General features: G+C 64.8%; 16 protein-coding genes. 1 reads left to right on the top strand and 15 read right to left on the bottom strand.

What is annotated here, in order from left to right; translation table 11 throughout:
• Positions 1-175 precede the first annotated feature (175 nt).
• From GIW81_RS00915 to GIW81_RS00975, 13 genes are all read right to left on the bottom strand, one after another.
• Positions 176-382 carry a hypothetical protein gene (locus GIW81_RS00915; RefSeq protein ID WP_154737479.1) on the bottom strand — a complete coding sequence of 69 codons (207 nt, stop codon included), beginning with the start codon at positions 380-382 and terminating at the stop codon, positions 176-178.
• Entirely contained in the window at positions 382-978 is a 597-nt protein-coding gene (locus GIW81_RS00920) for a deoxynucleotide monophosphate kinase family protein (RefSeq protein WP_154737480.1), read from the bottom strand. The genes GIW81_RS00915 and GIW81_RS00920 overlap by 1 nt, the downstream gene beginning before the upstream one ends.
• On the bottom strand, positions 960-1,700 hold the full coding sequence (locus GIW81_RS00925) for a hypothetical protein (RefSeq protein WP_154737481.1): 741 nt from the start codon (positions 1,698-1,700) through the stop codon (positions 960-962). The genes GIW81_RS00920 and GIW81_RS00925 overlap by 19 nt, the downstream gene beginning before the upstream one ends.
• A 9-nt stretch (positions 1,701-1,709) precedes the next feature.
• Entirely contained in the window at positions 1,710-1,934 is a 225-nt protein-coding gene (locus GIW81_RS00930; protein ID WP_154737482.1) for a DNA ligase LigA-related protein, read from the bottom strand.
• 74 nt (positions 1,935-2,008) lie between these two features.
• A complete protein-coding gene (locus GIW81_RS18760; protein WP_195930296.1) occupies positions 2,009-2,149 on the bottom strand; it encodes a hypothetical protein in 141 nt (46 codons plus the stop codon).
• A 103-nt stretch (positions 2,150-2,252) separates the two neighbouring features.
• A complete protein-coding gene (locus GIW81_RS00940) occupies positions 2,253-4,274 on the bottom strand; it encodes a DNA polymerase (protein ID WP_154737484.1) in 2,022 nt (673 codons plus the stop codon).
• Entirely contained in the window at positions 4,231-5,850 is a 1,620-nt protein-coding gene (locus GIW81_RS00945) for a DnaB-like helicase C-terminal domain-containing protein (RefSeq protein ID WP_154737485.1), read from the bottom strand. Before GIW81_RS00945 ends, GIW81_RS00940 begins: the two co-directional genes overlap by 44 nt.
• A gap of 180 nt (positions 5,851-6,030) precedes the next feature.
• Positions 6,031-6,453 (bottom strand): hypothetical protein, encoded by a 423-nt coding sequence (locus GIW81_RS00950; protein ID WP_154737486.1) that lies wholly within the window; start codon positions 6,451-6,453, stop codon positions 6,031-6,033.
• Positions 6,450-6,899: a hypothetical protein gene (locus GIW81_RS00955; RefSeq protein WP_154737487.1), complete on the bottom strand. Its 450-nt coding sequence runs from the start codon at positions 6,897-6,899 to the stop codon at positions 6,450-6,452. The genes GIW81_RS00950 and GIW81_RS00955 overlap by 4 nt, the downstream gene beginning before the upstream one ends.
• On the bottom strand, positions 6,900-7,589 hold the full coding sequence (locus tag GIW81_RS00960) for an ssDNA-binding protein (RefSeq protein WP_154737488.1): 690 nt from the start codon (positions 7,587-7,589) through the stop codon (positions 6,900-6,902).
• Positions 7,582-7,857 carry a hypothetical protein gene (locus GIW81_RS00965; protein WP_154737489.1) on the bottom strand — a complete coding sequence of 92 codons (276 nt, stop codon included), beginning with the start codon at positions 7,855-7,857 and terminating at the stop codon, positions 7,582-7,584. Before GIW81_RS00965 ends, GIW81_RS00960 begins: the two co-directional genes overlap by 8 nt.
• Positions 7,854-8,156 (bottom strand): hypothetical protein, encoded by a 303-nt coding sequence (locus GIW81_RS00970; protein ID WP_154737490.1) that lies wholly within the window; start codon positions 8,154-8,156, stop codon positions 7,854-7,856. The genes GIW81_RS00965 and GIW81_RS00970 overlap by 4 nt, the downstream gene beginning before the upstream one ends.
• A gap of 6 nt (positions 8,157-8,162) precedes the next feature.
• Positions 8,163-10,664, bottom strand: coding sequence for a DNA-directed RNA polymerase (locus GIW81_RS00975; RefSeq protein ID WP_154737491.1), 2,502 nt, complete (start codon positions 10,662-10,664; stop codon positions 8,163-8,165).
• A 518-nt stretch (positions 10,665-11,182) separates the two neighbouring features.
• Between GIW81_RS00975 and GIW81_RS00980 the strand changes: the two genes are divergently transcribed.
• Entirely contained in the window at positions 11,183-12,601 is a 1,419-nt protein-coding gene (locus GIW81_RS00980; RefSeq protein WP_154737492.1) for a TAXI family TRAP transporter solute-binding subunit, read from the top strand.
• 3 nt (positions 12,602-12,604) lie between these two features.
• On the opposite strand, the gene GIW81_RS00985 is transcribed toward GIW81_RS00980, so the two are convergent.
• The gene (locus GIW81_RS00985) at positions 12,605-15,796 is read right to left on the bottom strand and encodes an efflux RND transporter permease subunit (protein ID WP_154737493.1); all 3,192 of its coding nucleotides are present in this window, start codon (positions 15,794-15,796) and stop codon (positions 12,605-12,607) included.
• On the bottom strand, positions 15,796-16,872 hold the full coding sequence (locus GIW81_RS00990) for an efflux RND transporter periplasmic adaptor subunit (RefSeq protein WP_154737494.1): 1,077 nt from the start codon (positions 16,870-16,872) through the stop codon (positions 15,796-15,798). The genes GIW81_RS00985 and GIW81_RS00990 overlap by 1 nt, the downstream gene beginning before the upstream one ends.
• Between the last annotated feature and the right edge of the window lie 116 nt (positions 16,873-16,988).

Genomic DNA, 16,988 nt, shown 5'->3' on the forward strand with positions numbered 1-16,988 from the left:
AGGCCGGAGCGATCGGTGCGGCGGCGGTTGCGCGTGTTGGCGCCCTGTTGGGCGGACTCGTCTTGCGTGTAGAGGCGCTCCGCGACGGGTTGCGGAGGCGGAGGAGTGGGGGGAGGAGGGGGAAGGGCGGAGGTTGGGGCCGGTGCTTGCTGCTTCGGCCGAGACGGAGGGCACATTAGAGGTCTCCCGGATTGACTAAGAACTCGTCGGGTTGGTGCGCCTTCAGGTGGTCGACGACTTTGCGAGCACCCGCGGCGATCCAGATTTGTTCGGGCGTGTCGCCCTCGCGCGCGCACTGGTTGGGGAACATCGCGTCGAGGTACGTAAGCAGCGCCTCCGGCACGGGAGGGCAGGGCGGAGGCATCTTCGCGGTCCACGCCATCAGCGCCCCCCGAGAAGAGGACGTACGACTTCTGTGATGACCTTGAAGAGCGCGCCCTTGTCGCCGCCGTTCAGGATCTCCGCCGCGAAGGGGAAGCCTTCGAGGTTGCCCTCGGACTGAAGGCCGGACGCCTCGTTGCCCGGCATGACGATCTTGACGAACTGACCGCCCAGCTCGCGGAGCATGTCCGCCTCGTTCTGGAAACGCACGTCGTCGAAGACGACACCCTGCATGCCCTTCGCCCTCATCTGGTTCACGCGGGCGCGGGCCGCTTCCACCCAAACGTCTTCATGCACCGCCGTCCGCCCCCAGGTCGTCCCGAGGGTGTCCAGTAGGTGGCGCATGGTGGGCGTGCCGGGGATCTCGCGGATGGGGAGGTTCTTGTTCTCGAAGTATTGGTTCGCCCACGAGTACGCGGCGGTGGAGGCGAGCCCTAACGGCGCGAAGTTGAGGACGAACTTCAGAAGCATGAGCTTCATCGGATTGGAGAAGCTTGCCTGGACGAGGTTGAACTCGTTCTGCAGGTACTTTGCCGAGGTGGTCTTACCGCTCGCCGGGGCCGGGCTGTAGAGACCGATTACGTTGAAGGGGTCCAAAGGATGGGCTTCCTCGTTGCGTGGTTGAACCAATCGTACGTGAGGATTTTCGCGAGCCGCGCCTGCGTGAGCGCGTCGCGTTCGGTGAGGCCCGCGCTGAGGTACGCGTCCCGGACGGTCTCCCACTTGGGCGCCGCTTCGACCATCTTGCGGGCACGCGCGATGCCGTACCCTGGACAGCCCGGGTAATTGTCGGTGGGGTCGCCCGCGATGCTCTGCGCAAGGTGGAGCTTCTCGCCTTCCTCACGTGTCACCGCGAAGACGCCGCCGTGGGGTTGGCTCGGGCGGTAGTGGAAGCCGGGTATCTGCAGGAGGTCCTTGTCCTCCGTGACGATGATCCGCTCCGCACGGTCGCCGGGTTTCGTGCCCGCGATGCCGAGGAGGTCGTCCGCTTCGATGCCGTCGCAGACGAGGCACGCGTAGTTCGCCGCGATGTGCTCCCGGACGGCGGGCATGCAGAGGGGCTTACGCTGCTTGGTGCGGTTCGCCTTGTAGCCGGGCCACAACTCTTTGCGGAAGTTGCGCTTGCCGGTGAGCGCAACGACGACGTTCTTCGCCCCGAGCATCTTCATCAGCTTGGCGATGTTGTCGTCCAACATTGCGCAGGCTTCATTGGCGTCCGCGTGTAGCGTCCAGATGCCGTCGTCCCAATCAATCGCTTTCTCGGCGCCGTACGCCCAGCGATAGACGAGGATGTCCCCGTCGATGAGGAGGGTGGTCAATGCGTCTCCCTATCCGCCGCGCATCAGTCGGTGCGCAGCGCTTTTGGTGATGGATGGATACTGGTCTTCTCGCAGCGCGTAGCTGGACCCGGCTTCGAGGTCCTTGCGCGTGATGAGGCGCTTGTGGGGGTGGCGAATGTCTCGCCAGCGCTTGAGCATGAACACCGCGAGCGAGTCGTAATACTCGTCGCTGAGTAGGCTCTCATCGCAGTGGTAGTAGAGATACGAAGCCATGAGCCACCACGCGACGATGCAGTCAGGGGCGGTGGCTATGCAGCGTTTGGCGTAGTCGTCGAAGTTCCGTGGTCCTAGAAGAGCGCACGGTTCGATAGGAGGAGGTCGAGCGGCATGTCCTCCACTGCCGGGAGGGACGCGTCCGGGAAGATGAGCGTCACCCCCAGCGGTGTGATCCGCCACACGCGCCCCCACTCGCCGTCACTCGCGCGCACGGTGAGGTATCCCCTGCAGGCGGCCTCGGCGATCTCATCGGCGTACGCACGGGCGAAGTCCGATTTGGTCGAATACGGAGCCGCCCACGCGTTGCAGAGGACCTCAGTGAGTCTCGGCCCAATTTCGTCCAATCTTGTATTCTCCCTTCATCGGGCAAGGGAACTTGAAGTACTCGCCCGCACGCTTGATCGCGGCGGCTACCATCGGGCCGATCGTCTCCGCCAGATGTTCGCGGCAGAGCACCTGCAGCTCGTCGTGCGCGTGGATCACAAGGGCGTAGTCGACGCCGAACACGAGACCGGCCGCGGTCGCGTCCTCATAGAAGAAGACGGTCGCCTGCTTGACGATGCATGCCTCGGCGTTCGTCAGCCGGTAGTTGAGAGCGGAGTTCGCGCCGCGGAGTGGGACGATGCGGCCGTCCAGCCCCACTAGCGTACCGGTCGCCCTGAAGAACTCCTCGCACTCGCTGTTCGCGAGGTTGAACGCAGGGATACGGGTGAGGAACTTCTGCCGAAGCTTCTCGGCGTCATCCGCCGTGCCGCCCGTGCTGAGCGATAGGGTCGGCCCGCGCGCACCGAATAGCAGCGCGTAAAGGAAGGTCTTGACCTTATCGCGCGAGGCGATGCCGGTGACCTTCTGGTGGAACGTGTGAGGGTCGCCCTGAAGGACCACCTTCATGTACGCGCCGCCGTCGAACTTGCGCATGAACCCGGCGAGGCACCGGAGCTGAATGCCCGCGGCGTCGCAGCCGACCATTACCCAACCGTCCGGCGCATAGAAGAGCGAGCGGCATTCCTCGCCGTACTCCGCAGTGACCCGCGGGACCGCCGTGATGTTCGGCTTCTGGTGCGAACACCGGCCGTGCGGCGTGCCGTTCGTGATGACGCGGCCGTGGATGCGCCCGTCCGGCTTGACCAGGTTGAGCCACGCGTTGGTTCCCTCGGCGAGCTGCCCGAGGCGCTTCTGCAGGAGGAGGTACTCCGTGATGGGCTTCGCCTCGGGGTACGGGAGGCGGCCCAAGATCACGTCGTCAATCTTCGCGCGGCCGGAGGGTGTCCACTCCAGGGGCTTCCACCCGCGGAGCTTCGTGAGGCGGTTCTCAATGTGCGTCCGCGAGCCGGGGTTGAAGACAACCTGGTGCTCCTTGCGGAACGGCACGTCCTTCTCGTAGCCGAGCTTCGAGTTGTTGACCTTGGGCGTGAACCACTCGAACACGGACCACGGTGGGAAGGTGCGCTGCAGCTCGTCCTCAAGCTCCGCCTTGCGCGTGATGAGCTTCGCCTTGAGGGCCTCCGCCTTGGGGACGTCGAACGGGACGCCGTGGAGTTCCTGCTTGAGGAGGACCTCGGCGAATTTGTGCTCCAGCGTGAGCGAGCGGTTGCTGTACTTCTGGTCGCGTATCTCCTGCAGGAGCGCGGCGTTCACCTCCACGTCACGCTTGCAGTACGCGTGCATGTCGGCGTTCCACGCGGCCCACTCGAAGAGCTTGTCGAATGACCCGTCCGGCTTCCACTGGACGAGGGGTTCCCACGATGGGTGCTTCTCGCGGATCGCCGTGAGGATGAGCGCCGGGTCCTTCAGCGCCTTCAGCTCCTTCGAGAAGTCCTTGACGCTCTGCGAGTAGTCGCCCTTGAGGAGCTTCTTGCGATACCCCCACGCCTCAAGCCCGTGCTTGCCCAAGTGCTTCCGCGGGAAGTTGCCCTTGGTCGCAACGAGCTTGCGGTCCTTGCCGGTGCCCTCGAAGACGCCGAAGCGCTCGAAGTCACTGACGAGGATCTCGGGCCAGATGAGGCGGGAGGCTATGAGCGTGTCGAAGATCGGCTTGCCGCCGAAGTATGAGAACCCGCGGAGCGCGCCGGGGTATAGGAGCTGCACTGCTGGGATGTCGTAGTGCAGAATATTGTGTCCGACGAGAAGCTCTGCCCCGTCGAGCATTTCCACCGCGTGGCCAATGTTGCCGGTGTGTGGGCTGAGCGTTTGAAAGTAGTCGTGGAACTCGTAGAACTCCTCGGTATCGAGGTCCTTGATCCATATGCAATGGATGCGTTCGAGGGTGTCGAGGAGGCCGTTGGTCTCTATGTCAAATAGAAGCCGCTTCCCCTTCGGTTTCGTCCTTGAAGTCATGCTCTCCTAGCACGCGCAAGCGGCCGGAGTGGTCCTCGTAGAACAATGAGTCCGCGAGTCCCGTCCTTCCGCCGTGGCGATTTTTGAGGACACGCAAGCGGCCCACCTTGGCCTTCTGTGCGTCCATGAGGTTGCGCTCGTAGCCGAGGATGACGGCGGACACCTGAGAGATTGAGCCCGCGCCCTTGATGGCTTTCATGGTGACGGCGATGCCGTGCTCGAAGCCTTTATTGCCTTCCGGCAACGAGAGCTGCGCCACCACGAAGATGCCCACGCCGAAGCGGACGGCGATGCTCTTGAGTTTCGCCATGAGGCCGTCAACGAAGCGGCGCTCGTCGGCCCCCGCGTAGTTCGCCACGATGTCGTGGAGGTGATCTATGACGATCCACTGGCACCCGCAGGCCTGCACCAGGTACAGGACCTTGCTGAGCAGCTCGTCCGGCCCGAGGTCGACCGTGAAGTAGAACCACCGGCCGGAGCCGATCGTCTTCTTGAAGGCCTTGTCGAAGCCCTTCTCTTTGCCGTGCTGCAGGCGCGGGTCGAGGCGCTGCTCTAGTTCGAGCTGCATGATCCCGAGCGCGGCTTCCTTGTGCTGCTGCTCCGTGTGGAGCACGCCGACCGTCTCACCGTGCGCGAGCAAGTGGTGCACCAGGTTGTAGACCAGGGGCGTCTTGCCTGCGTTCGTGCCTGCGGCGATCGTTGTGAGGGAGCCGGGCCAGAACCCGCCCGTCATCTCCTCCACCTGCGGCCACGGGAACGGAACGAGCGCCTTCTCGGGGGCCTTCTTCAGCTCCTCCAGAATGTCGGCGCCGTTGATGACACCCTCGGGCGCGTACGGCTTCGCGTTGAAGAGCGCGTCGATAAGCTCCTTCGACCGCTTGGCCTGGAGCATGTCGCTGGCGTCCTTGAGGGGGAGCGCCGCGATCCGCACCTTGCCGGGCGTGAGCATCTGCGCAACTTCGAGCGCCGCCTCCTTACCGGGGCCGTCCATGTCGAAGCAGAGCACTACGAACGGAAACTGCTCCACCCATTCGATTTGGCTGGCGATGTCCTTCCCGGCCGATGCGGCGCCGTTGATGAGTGACACCACCGGGTACTTGAGGCCCTGCGCTTGCGCCACGGACATACAGTCCGGCTCGCCCTCCGTGATCGTGAGGAACACGTTGCTGTCGGGGCGTGGGGTCCATAGATGCTGCCCCCACAAGCCGAGCCGCTTTGGATTGCCCACCCATGCGAAGTCTTTCTCGGGCGTGCGGATCTTCTGCGCAACGATCTCACCCGTGCCGTCCCGGTACGGTGCCACCTGCAGCATGCCGTGCTTGGTGTGCTCCTTCAGGAAGTACCCGAACTTCTTGAGCGTCTCCTCGCGGAGCCCGCGCGCGGCGATGTCGGCGTACACCCCGAACGGGATGAGGCCCGCGGCCGTCTTCGGTTTGGAGGGGGCGGAGCCTTCGGGGAACTTGGCGCCGCATTGGGCGAAGCAGAATGTGTGGCCGTCGCTGTAAACGGTAAGGCCGTCTGAGGAGCCGCAGTCGGGGCACGGTTGCTTGCGCCGGAGCGCTTCGCTTTCACTCACTATGTGTGTCCAAGAGTTCAACCTGTTCCGTCAGATTGACCGCGCGGCACGGCAGGAGGATACCGCCGAGCCGGAAGTCACAGACGTGTTCGCCGTTGCGCAGGTACTCAGCGCGGCGTGCGTGGCTGTTGCACCACCACGTTTCGCCGGAGGTATCCCGTTCGTAGCGCACCGGGCGGGTCACTGCGGTGCTCGCGCATCCAACGGGCACACTGCACGCAGCTCCACCAGGTCGTCCACACGGATATGCGGATCGAAGACGGTGACGCCCTTGTAGGTGAACCGCTCCAGCGCTTCGTGCTCGACGGCCGCGAGGACCGCCTTAAGCGCCGTCTTGACGAGTTCCGTCTCCGTCATGTGCAGAGAGAGGAACCACTTCCGGCCGGACCAGGGGGCGGGCTTGCCGGTGGCATTGCAGACGGCGTTGGGGTCCTGCACCTGCAGGTAGGGGCGGCCATCGTCGTACCGCAGGGCGATCACCCAAGGCGGAAACGCGACGGCCGCCAGCACCGTGCGCATCATTGACCACGGCCCCGCCGCCACTTTGTCGTCTAGGGCCTTCAATGTGAGAGCAGCCCAGCCGGGCATTGGTGTGGTGGTCATCTGACGAACGCCTCGATCGCTTTGACCCGCTTCGCCTTCGGCCTCTCCTTCAGCCAATCGAGCGGCACCGCCCCGACTGCCCACGCGAAGCCGAACTTGTCGCACCACTGAGCGAGGTTGAGCTTCTTCAAGCCCTGCACACGCGCGGTGAGCTTGTTGATGACAAGCCGGAGGTCGAGGTCGGGGTGCTGCTCTCGGACGAGGAGAAGCGTCTTGCGCGAGTCCATGAGGAGGAAGCCCTTGACCTCAATTGCTATGCCGTTCGGCAGCACGAAGTCGGGCGTGTAGTGGTGGTTCGTTGCGGGGTGCGTGTAGGGAAGCCGGTGCTTTTCGTAGATGACGGGCACACCGGCCGTCTTGAGGGCCTCGGCGACGCGGTGCTCCGCGGTGGAGCGGTATCCGTCCCGAGGGATGGCGCGTACGCGGCCCCGCCGCGCGCGGGCCACTTAGAAGGGAATCTCGTCGTCGAGGGGCTCCTCGTCACCGACATCCGGCCCGTTGTCCTTGGGCTCGTACTCGAAGCCGTCCTCTTGGCCAAACCCGAAGCCGCCAGCCGAACGTCCGCCACCGCTCACCAGCTCGATAACCTGGACGGCCGCCAGTCGGAAGGAGAGGCCAGCCAAACCGGAGCCGGGGATAAAGTACGGCTGCGCGAAGAACGACACCTTGCCGAGCGTGCCGCCCCAAATGGAGAGGTCCGAACCGTTGATACGCTGCCCCTTGGCATCGAATACGGGAATGACGCGCTGGATAACCCGGTCCTTGCCGGACTTGTCCTTGACGGTAAGCTTCGCCTTGGTGCCGAACGTGAACACGACGTTACCGGTCGGCTCGCCGTCCTCCACCTCGCTCGTGAAGAAGTCCTGCGGGTTGAAGAGGACCTTCATCTTCTTCTTCAGCTTCTCCGCCTCAGCGGCCATCTCGTCGTACTCCTCCTTCGCGGAGGCGATAGCCGCCTTGTGCTCGGGGGCGAACTGCTTGATGAGCGGCGCGGCACTCTTCTCGTCGAGAACGAGCTGGACGTGGAACTTGCCGTCCTTGTCGTACTTGGTATCGGGGACGATGAGGTGGGGGAACTTGAAGCGCCCCTTCGGTGTCGTGACGAGCGGTCGCTTCGCTTTCTTCGCTTCAGCCATGCTTGAGTTCCTCGTTGACGTACATTTGCACCGCCCGAAGGTCAGTGCGCTCCTTGACGGACGCCGCGATGATCCGCTGCGCCACGTCCAATGCGTTGCCGGGGTGGACTCCGAGCTTCTGTGCGAGCATCGCGAAGACGCACGCCGCCGCCGCGATCTGGACTTCCTTGCGGTCGTCCTGCATCGCGTTGACGAGCTTCATCGCCGAGTGGGCGACTAAGGTTGAGCTGACGGAGTGGAGCCGGTCGCTATCGACCAGCAGAGTCATTCGGCGGGCAATGCCTCAGCCGGTGGCGGCGTCGACTTGTATTCGACGGACGTGACCGTGTGCGGCCACACCTGCGCAACGTCGAGGGTTTCGTCGCGGAAGTCGTTGTAATCGCCGCCTGGGTCGGCGCGATAGGCCACCAACCAGAACGTGCCATCAGCGCGGCGTTTGAACACTGCTTCGTGCTCACTTCCATGCCGCCAAGAGCCCGTCACGCGGTCGTGTACCAAGTCGATGTCGTCGCCGTCATCGTCTTCGCGCCAAACAGCACGAAGCTTCTCAAACGTTGGTTTGTCCATTGCTCCTCACGAGAAGAAGAACTGTGATTTCCGGACGGTGTTGAGGTCCAGCGTCCCAAACTCAAGCTTTGACAACGCGGGTAGGCGCTTGGCGAGCTTGGGCGGGAGCTGCGCGAGCAGTGCGTCGCGGAACTCGGTGAGTACGTCGTGCCCCTCATAGAGGTCCACGAACGCCTCGCGTATGATTGCCGCGAACTTGTTGGCATAAGCGGCATGGCAGCCGAACGAGTCATGCACCGCCGCGAGGTGGCTGATGCCGTTGGCGACCGCGTAGTCCACCGTCAGAAATAGGTGGGCCGCATCGAGGGCATGTACGAAGTTCGGGGCGATGCTCATACGCATATCCCGCCCGTCCTTCCGCTCCGTCTCCTCCCGGAAGGTCAGCCTGATTGCGGTGTCGCCCAGGGCGGTGCGGACTTGGGTCTTTCGGGTCGCCGAGTAATGTTGATAGACCGGAAAGCCGGAAGGCGTACGCCAGTGCAGATACCCCGGCGCCTGCGACATGACGGAGGCGCAGTCTTGGAGCCAACGCATGACCTTCTTGGCCCCCTCAACCTCCTTACCGATCGCCTCGTTTATTCGTTTGGCGCCGAAGTTTGCGAGTGGGAATAGATCGTCGCGTGGTAGCTCCACTATCTCTAACTTGCGCCTCTCACGCAGCCAATCCTCAGTCTGTCGGCAGTGGGCGTTGCGCGTCGAGCCGTAAGGCGTAGTCATCACCTGCGCTTTGGTCGTCGTTCGGTCCGGCTTAAGGCTTAGCCAAATGCGGGCGGCGTTAGCCACGGATACTGGTGCGCCGTCAGCGCTTTGGTAGGCGAGCGTTTCGGTGTCGGCTAATTCGGCTCGGAGCAACGCAATGAAGCGATCACACACACGCTGATAAATGTCCTGCTTCTGATCGCCGCCCACCAGGTTGACGCTAGCGCCGCCAACCTCATCGCGCACCATCGCGGAGAAATGCTGAATGCCGCTGCAGGAGGCGTCCATAGCCACGGCGAGGCGGGAGGCGAATGTGTTGCCCGTCCGCAGGTACTCAGCCCATTCGAAGCAGAAGGCTAGGAATTGGAACGGCGCATCCGCGCGCGTCCATGATGTGTGTTCGAGGGGCTCCGCCGCTATCGCGAGGATCTCCTCATTCATCGCCTCGATATAGGCAATCCGCTCCTCAAGCGGCGCCTTGTCGTAGCCGTATGAGTTGGCGCCGTGGATCGCGAGCCAACCGGCCGCCACGTCGTCGCCAAGCGGGACGGCTTCCCCAAAGTGCAAAAGGCCCTTGGCTAGGTCGGTGCCCTGCGGGCTTAGCCCTGATGGGAGAGTGTACGCACGCCCGCGGAAGTCGAGCTGGTGCGGAAAATAAATCGTGGGCTCATCGACGAACTGCTCGGCGATCCAAAGGGTGCGGGCCACAAGAATACGCTTCGCCACGGCTCGGGAGTTGTAATCCCACACGGGCGCGGTGGCGCGGCGCCACTTTCTTCGCGCATCGTCGTTCGTGTCGATGTCGTACGGCCGAGGTGGCAGCGGCAAGTCTTCGCGGGACGGCAAGCCCTCGATCTGCAAGCCCGCGTCCCATGCCGCACGCGCAACCTCAAGAACCCGTTGGTTCACCGCCCAAGGGGTCGCCTGCAGCACGTTCAACCCGCCGAGGACCAGCGGTATACTCGGCAGCGCACGTTCGACGAGCTTACGGTGCTCGCTAAAGTGCGTCTTCATGAAGAAGTGGTCGCCGACGATTCCGGGGTAATGGTAACCACCGCGTCCGCCCTGGTTCCACGGCTTGGGCGGTAAGTAGCTCGGCAGATAGCGCGGACAAAGAACCTCGCAGCGGGCCGTTTGCTCGGCGATCCAGCGCTTCAGCTTCGGGGTCACCCTGACGACGCGCTGTGTCTTTTGCTTCTTACCGATGCCCGAGCTTTTGACGCGCAACTCAATGTAACCGGTCCCGGCAATAAGCTCGATCAGCTTCATGCCCGCACGCACCCGCTCGGTGATCGTGAAGTCAGGCCAGTCGACGCCTAGCCGGTTAGCCCGGAAGATTCCGACCGTGCGCTTGCGCCGATGCGTCGAGGCCTTCTTGACCTCCTCCTTGACGCGATGAAAGCGCAGCGGCGAGACGGCCCGGAAGCACTGAAAGCGAACCTCATCCTCTAGCCGCTTCCCAATCTCGGTAGCGAGGGCGGCTACAGGGCGATGAACCAAGATGCCGTCGACCACCACACGGAGGCCAACTAGGGCCGCCACACGCGGGTCGACGCGGGAGAGTAAAGGGGCCGACCCCGCAAGGGCTCCGCGCCCGGATTGGTTGACTTCCGCCAGGAACGACGTGATGCCGTTCGCAACACGATCAAGGGCGGCCTTGATGAGCACCAGGCCATGCCGCGTTGTCCCCTCACGTTCGCGCTCCCGCGCCCGCTTCACGATGCGGCGGTACTGCAGGATGCCGAGCCCCCGCATTTCCGTCTCAAGGGCTTTCTCGCGAACCTCTGGAGGCAAGTTCTTGTTAATCATTCGCCCGTCCCTCTGCTGACACTGTTCTCGGGACTGCTCAGCAAGACGCGGCGGGGCGCAGCTCTACTGCACGCCCGGAAGGTTTTCCCCCGACGCTACTGGCGGCCACTTGCTGCTGTTAAGAAGAGCGCGACACTGCGGGGTAGCGTAAAACGGCGATTACGCTACGCTGCAAAGCTACCTCACACGGCGTATGCGCTGGTTAATGCACTACGCCCTTGCGCCACATGATTTTTCGGCCGTTGTCGCGGCGTAATTCTTGGTGTGGCTGACTGTAAATCCGTTGGCTTCGCCTACGCTGGTTCGAATCCAGCCCCCTCCACCAGACCCTCGCGGCGCCACCGCCGCTCCATCGTCCACAGGTTTTCCGCGTCCTGACGATTGGCAGTTATGCGCGCCGGGTATTCCCGGTGTGGCGCAAAAGCTATTTCGCCACCGAGTTGCCACCGGGCGATGAGCATATCGCGCATCCGAGCTGCTAGAAATCCGCGCTGGGGACATCCGCGCGAGGGGGCTTCATGTCGAACCTGCCGAAGGTGGTCACGATCATCGCGCTTGGCGTCGTCGGCGCCATGTCGGCCGGCTATTACGCGCTGACGGGCACGAAGGGCTCCGACGGCACGATCGTGCTCGCGACGGGCGGCCAGAGCCACTACCAGGAACTCGGCGCGGCATACGAGAAAACGCTGGAGCCGTATGGCGTCGACGTCCAGATGCGTCCCGCCGTCGAAGGGTTCAAGACGCTCAAAGGGCTCGTCGCCGAGCCGCCCGAGTTCGACGCCGCCTTCATCAAGGGCGGCCTCGTCGGCAGCATGCAGGGGCGGCTGGCGCGCTCGAAGGCGCAGGATTGGCAGTCGAAGGAGCTCGGCAAGCTGCGCTCGGTCGGCCGCCTGTTCTATGAGCCGATCTGGGTGTTCGTGCGCTCCGACTTCTCCGGCCAGAGCTTGCGCGACCTGAAGGCTAGGCCGGTGCTTACCGGGACGAGCGAGAGCGGCACGCGCCGCATCGCCTCGCAGCTGCTGCGCGCCAACGCCATCGAGGTCGGGAAAGACAATCCTTTGATGATTGCCGAGGACCTGGCGCCCGATGGCGGCCAGCTGCTCGCGGGCAAGGCCGACGCCGCCTTCATCATCCAGCCGGCCGATGCCGAGCTGGTGCAGAAGCTCCTCCACGTGCAAGGCATCCGGCTGCTCAACTTCGCGCTCGAGGCCGACGCCTACGCCAACCGCTTCCCGGCGCTGACCAAGGTGATGCTCAATCGCGGCGCGGTAGAGTTCGAGCCGCTGGCACCACCCGACGACATCACGCTCTTGGCGACGAGCACCACGCTCGTCGTGCGCTCGAGCCTCGATCCGTCGCTGATCAACCTCTTGTCGTTCGCGGTCCTCAACAACCCGCGCTCCGGCTTCGACAAGCAGGGCGACCCGGTGCTGTTCCACCGACCGGGGACGTTCCCGCACATTTCCGATCCCGAGTACCGGGTGCCGGAGGAGACGCGCCTCGTCTACAAGACGGGCGAGCTGCCGGTGGCGCTGCGCTCCATCGCGCCGGCGGTGAAGGAGGCGGGTTTCCCGTTCTCCGTCACGGCGTTCGTCGCCGACCACGGCGCCCAGACGGTGCTGCTGCTCATTCCCTCGCTCGTCATCCTCATACCGATCATGCGGTCGCTGCCGGGGCTCTACTCGTGGTTCGTCCGCCGCCGGCTGCTCTATTGGTACCGGCAGCTCAAGGCGCTGGAGAAGGAGCTCGATGCGCCGGCATCGGCGGGCGAGCTGGCGCGCTATCAGGCGGAGGTCGAGCGCATCGATTCCGGCGTGCGGCGCATCCGCTATCCGCTCAACTTCTCCGACCAGTTCTATCACCTGCGCGTGCACATCGACCTGGTGCGCCAGCGGTTGTTTCAGAAGCCGCAGGTCGTGCGCATGGCAGCCGAATAGCGCTTACGAGGCAGCCGCACCGCCGCCCGAGTTTGGCGGCGCCTCGGAGAACTCGGGGTCGCGCTCGCCGAACTTGCCGAACTGTAGGGCGAGCGTCGGCAACACCAAGAGGTTGAGGGTCATCGAGGTGGCCAGTCCGCCGACGATGACGAGCGCCATCGGCCCCTCGATCTCGCGCCCCGGCTCGTTCATGCCGATGGCCAGCGGCAACAGGCCGAGCGCCGTCACGATCGACGTCATGAGGATGGGGGCGAGGCGGTCGGCAGCGCCGGCGATCGCCGTCTGCGGACCCCAGGGGCGGCCCTCGACGCCGACCAAGTGCTCGTAATGCGAGATCATCATGATCGAGTTGCGCAGCGTGATGCCGAACAGGGTCACGAAGCCGACCATCGAGCCGAGCGTCAGTATACCGCCGGTGGCGAACACGGCGAGCACGCCGCCGACCATAGCAAACGGCATATTGGCGAGGACGAGGAGCACGTTGCGGGCGCTGCCCGTGACCACCATGAGCAGAATGAGGATGCCGAGGCCGGCGATCAGCGAGTTCATGATCAGATCGCGCTGCGCCTTGGCCTGCGCCTGTGCCGAGCCGGCGAACTCCAGATGCACGCCGGCCGGCAGCTTGAGCTTCTCGTTCAGCCTTTGCTCGGCCTCGTCGACGAATGACGTCACGTCGCGGCCGATGACGTTGGCGGTGACGGCTTGCAGGCGCTGGCCGCCGAGGTGGTCCACCTGGTAGCGCCCGGCGATCTGGAAAACGTCGGCGACCTGCTTCAGCAACACGAAATTGCCCGCGCGCGTACGCAGCGGCAGGTTGCCGACATTGGTGACGTTTTCGCGCGTCTCTTTGTCGAGGATGGCGATGACGTTGTAGACGCGGCTGCCCTCGTAAGTCTGGCCGACGATGTCGCCCTGATACGCGGTGCGCAGCACGTTCAGCACCTCGACCGCGTCAAGGCCCCAGCGTTCGAGGTCGGCCTTGCGCGGGCGGATGGTCAGCTGCGGGAGGCCGGGGGGCGATTGCAGCTGGACTTCGGTTGCGCCTTCGATTCCGTTGAGCTCCTGCGCCACTTCTTGCGCGGTGGCATCGAGCTCGTTGAGGTCGTTGCCGTAGATGTTGACGATGACCGAGGCGGTGTAGCCGGAGAGGGATTCCTCGACGCGCTCGGTCAGGAACGGCTTCAGGGCAAAGTTGGCGCCGGGGAAGCCCGCCAGCACCTTGCGCATTTCGATCTGCGCCTCCTCGGACTGGGCGCCCGAAAGCCCGCGCTGCAGGTCGACTTCGAACTCGCTGTAGTTTGAGCCCCAGGTGTCGTCGGCCTGCTCGGCGCGGCCGATGCGCTGGGAGACGACGCGCACGAACGGCAGCTTCAGAAGCGCGCTGGTGACGAGCTTGCCGAGGCGCTGGGATTCTTCGATCGAGGTGCCGGGCACTGCCGCCATGTGCAGCGTGAAGTGGCCTTCCTTGAGCTCCGGCAGGAAGCCGGCGCCGAAGAACGGCACGGCCGAGCAGCCGATGACGGTAAACAGCACGGCGGCGGCGATGGTGGCGCGCGGGTGGGCGACGATGCCGTGCAAGGCGCGCTCATAGTGCCGGCGAAGCCAGCGCGTCACCGGCGGATCGTGCACGGCGTCGGCCTCGGCCGGCGTGTTCTTAGGGAACAGCAGCATGCACAGCGCCGGGGTGACGATCATCGCCACGGCAAGCGAGGCGAGGATGGCCAGCACGTAGGCGAGCCCGAGCGGCGCGAAGAAGCGGCCCGCCAGTCCGGGAAGCATGACAACCGGCAGGAACACGAGGATGACGGCAAAGGTCGCGTAGACGACCGAGCCGCGCACCTCGAGTGAGGCGTTGACGATCACCTGGCCGATCGGCAGCGGGTGCGCCAGGCGGCGGTTCTCGCGCAGGCGGCGGGAGATGTTCTCCACATCGATGACCGCGTCGTCGACGACCTCGCCGATGGCGATGGCAAGACCGCCGAGCGTCATGGCGTTGAGAGTGGCGCCGAGCGCATTCAGAACCACGACGGCGGCGAGCAGCGAAAGAGGGATGGCGACGGATGAGATCGTCGCCGTGCGCAGGTCGTAGAGAAACAGGAACAGCACGACGACGACCAGAATGCCGCCCAGGAGCAGCGACTGCTGCACGTTGTTGGTCGAGATGGCGATGAAGTCCGCCGGCCGGAACAGGTCCGTGCGCATCTCGATGCCCTCGCGCTCGATGGAGGGGCGCAGGTTCTCGAGCACCTTCTCGATGCCTTCGGTGACGTCGACGGTGTTGGCGCCGAGCTGGCCGGAGACGAGCAGCACAACGCCGGGCTCGCCCATGATGGTGGCGCCGCCGATGGGCGGCTCGGGCGCGTTGACGACGTTGGCCACGTCCCGCAGCAGCACGCTCGCGCCGTTGACACTGGCGACGACGGTGCGCCCGATCTCCTCCGGGTCGATGGACTGGCCGTCGGCCTGGAGGACGATGCGCTGGTTGGCGGTCTCGATGAAGCCCGACCCGGTGATCGCCGTCGCCTTGCGTGCAGCGGTGAGGACGTCATCGATCGACAGGCTGAAGCGCAACAGGTCGTCGGGACGGATCTGGACCTGGAGCGAGCGGATGTCGCTGCCGAACACGGCGACCTTGGAGACACCCGGCACCGCGAGCAGCCGCTGACGCAGCGTCCAGTCGGCGAGCGATCGCAGGTCCATGAGCGAGCGCTTGGCGGAGGTCAGGCCGAGGACGAGCACGGTGCTGGAAGAGGAGGTCAGCGGCGTGATTGTCGGTGGCGGCGTGTTCTGCGGCAGCTCCTGTGCCGCCTCGGCGAGCCGTTCGGAGACGACCTGGCGGTTGCGGAAGATGTCGCTGTTTGCCTGGAAGATGATGGTGATGACCGAAAGGCCCTGGATCGACACCGAGCGCAGCGATTCAACACCCGGTACGCCATTGACCGCGTTCTCGATCGGCTGGGTGACGAGCACCTCGACCTGCTCGGCGGTGAGGCCGGGCGCCTCCGCCTGGATGCCCACTTGCGGTGGCGCGAACTCGGGGAAAACGTCGTATTTTGCCTGCATCAACGAAACGGCGCCGTAGCCGAGCAGCAGGAACGCCAGCGCGACGACGGTGCCACGGAAGCGGACGGCGAAACGAATGACCGAGGCCTGAAAGCCGCGATGGGAATCTGGCACGGGGTCGGGCGTCGCCATCAGTCGTCGTCGCCTTCGACCTGAATCTGTGCGCGGAACTCCTCAGACAGCAGGAGCTGCGAGGCGGCCACGACGATCTCCTCGCGCGGCGCGAACATCGATGCCGGCACGATGTAGCCTGCACCTTTCTCCGCCGGCATCTCGGTGGGGATCGCGTGGCGGCTGAAGGTGGTGTCGGAGAGCCGCCGATACACCCAGGCGCGACCCGCCCACCAGACGATCGCCGCGTTGGGGACGATCGCGCCCTCGACGGGCGGACCGTTGGCGAGGAAGACGCGCACGTTCATGCCGGGGAGCACCCCGGAATTGGACGTGGCGGCATAGAAATAGGTGACGCCCTGGATGCGCGGATCGGCGCGCGTCGCCGGCGAGATATAGCGCACCTGGGTGCGTCGGGCGCTGTCGCCGATCTCGACGGAAGCTTCGCCCGGGACGTCCGCCAAATTGACGCCGGGGGGGAGCGTGACCTGCAGCAGGAACTCGGTGCGCTCGATGAGGCGGGTGATGAGACCGCCGTCGGCGACCATCGAGTTGCCGATGACCGGGCCCCATTCCTGCAGCGCGGTGGCCCGCAGCGTGCGTACCTGCGATTCCGCCGCCTCTACAGCCGCCCGGTCGGCGATCAGCGCCGCCTCCGTCGTCTGCACCTGCACGAGGTTGCCGATGTTCTTGGCGTAGAGCGCCTGGGCGCGCGTGAATGCCGGCTGCGACGCGGCGACCCGCGCCCGTGCGGTGTTGAGCTGCGATACGGCGGTGACGTAGTTGGTGTTGAGCGTGGTGAGGGTCGTCAGGTCGAGGACGGTGCCGTAGGCGCGCACCTGGTCCTGGTATTTGCCATGCGGCAACGTCGCAAGCTTCAGCCCGACCGCTTCCTGTGCTTGGGCATCGAGCGTGATGACGGGCTCGCCGCGCTCCGGCATCGTTACGCGGAGCGGCGGCTTGATCGGCGCCTCGCGTTCGGCCTCATGCGCCGCTTCTTGGCGCCCCTCGACGAAGCCAATGACCGTCACGGCTGCGATGCCGGCCAGCAACGCAACGACGCCGAGACCGATAAGCCCCGTTCGCAACCTCTTCATGCCACGCTCAATTTTTGGCCCGTGTCGGGCTCGTATCGTTGTTGGGCGACCGCAACTAAGTAACGGCCCGATTGGAATGGCAAGGGCTTATGCCCTCGGGGCGGCGCCTTCCGACC

Origin of the sequence: Hyphomicrobium album (assembly GCF_009708035.1) — a bacterium.
GTDB classification, from domain to species: domain Bacteria; phylum Pseudomonadota; class Alphaproteobacteria; order Rhizobiales; family Hyphomicrobiaceae; genus Hyphomicrobium_A; species Hyphomicrobium_A album.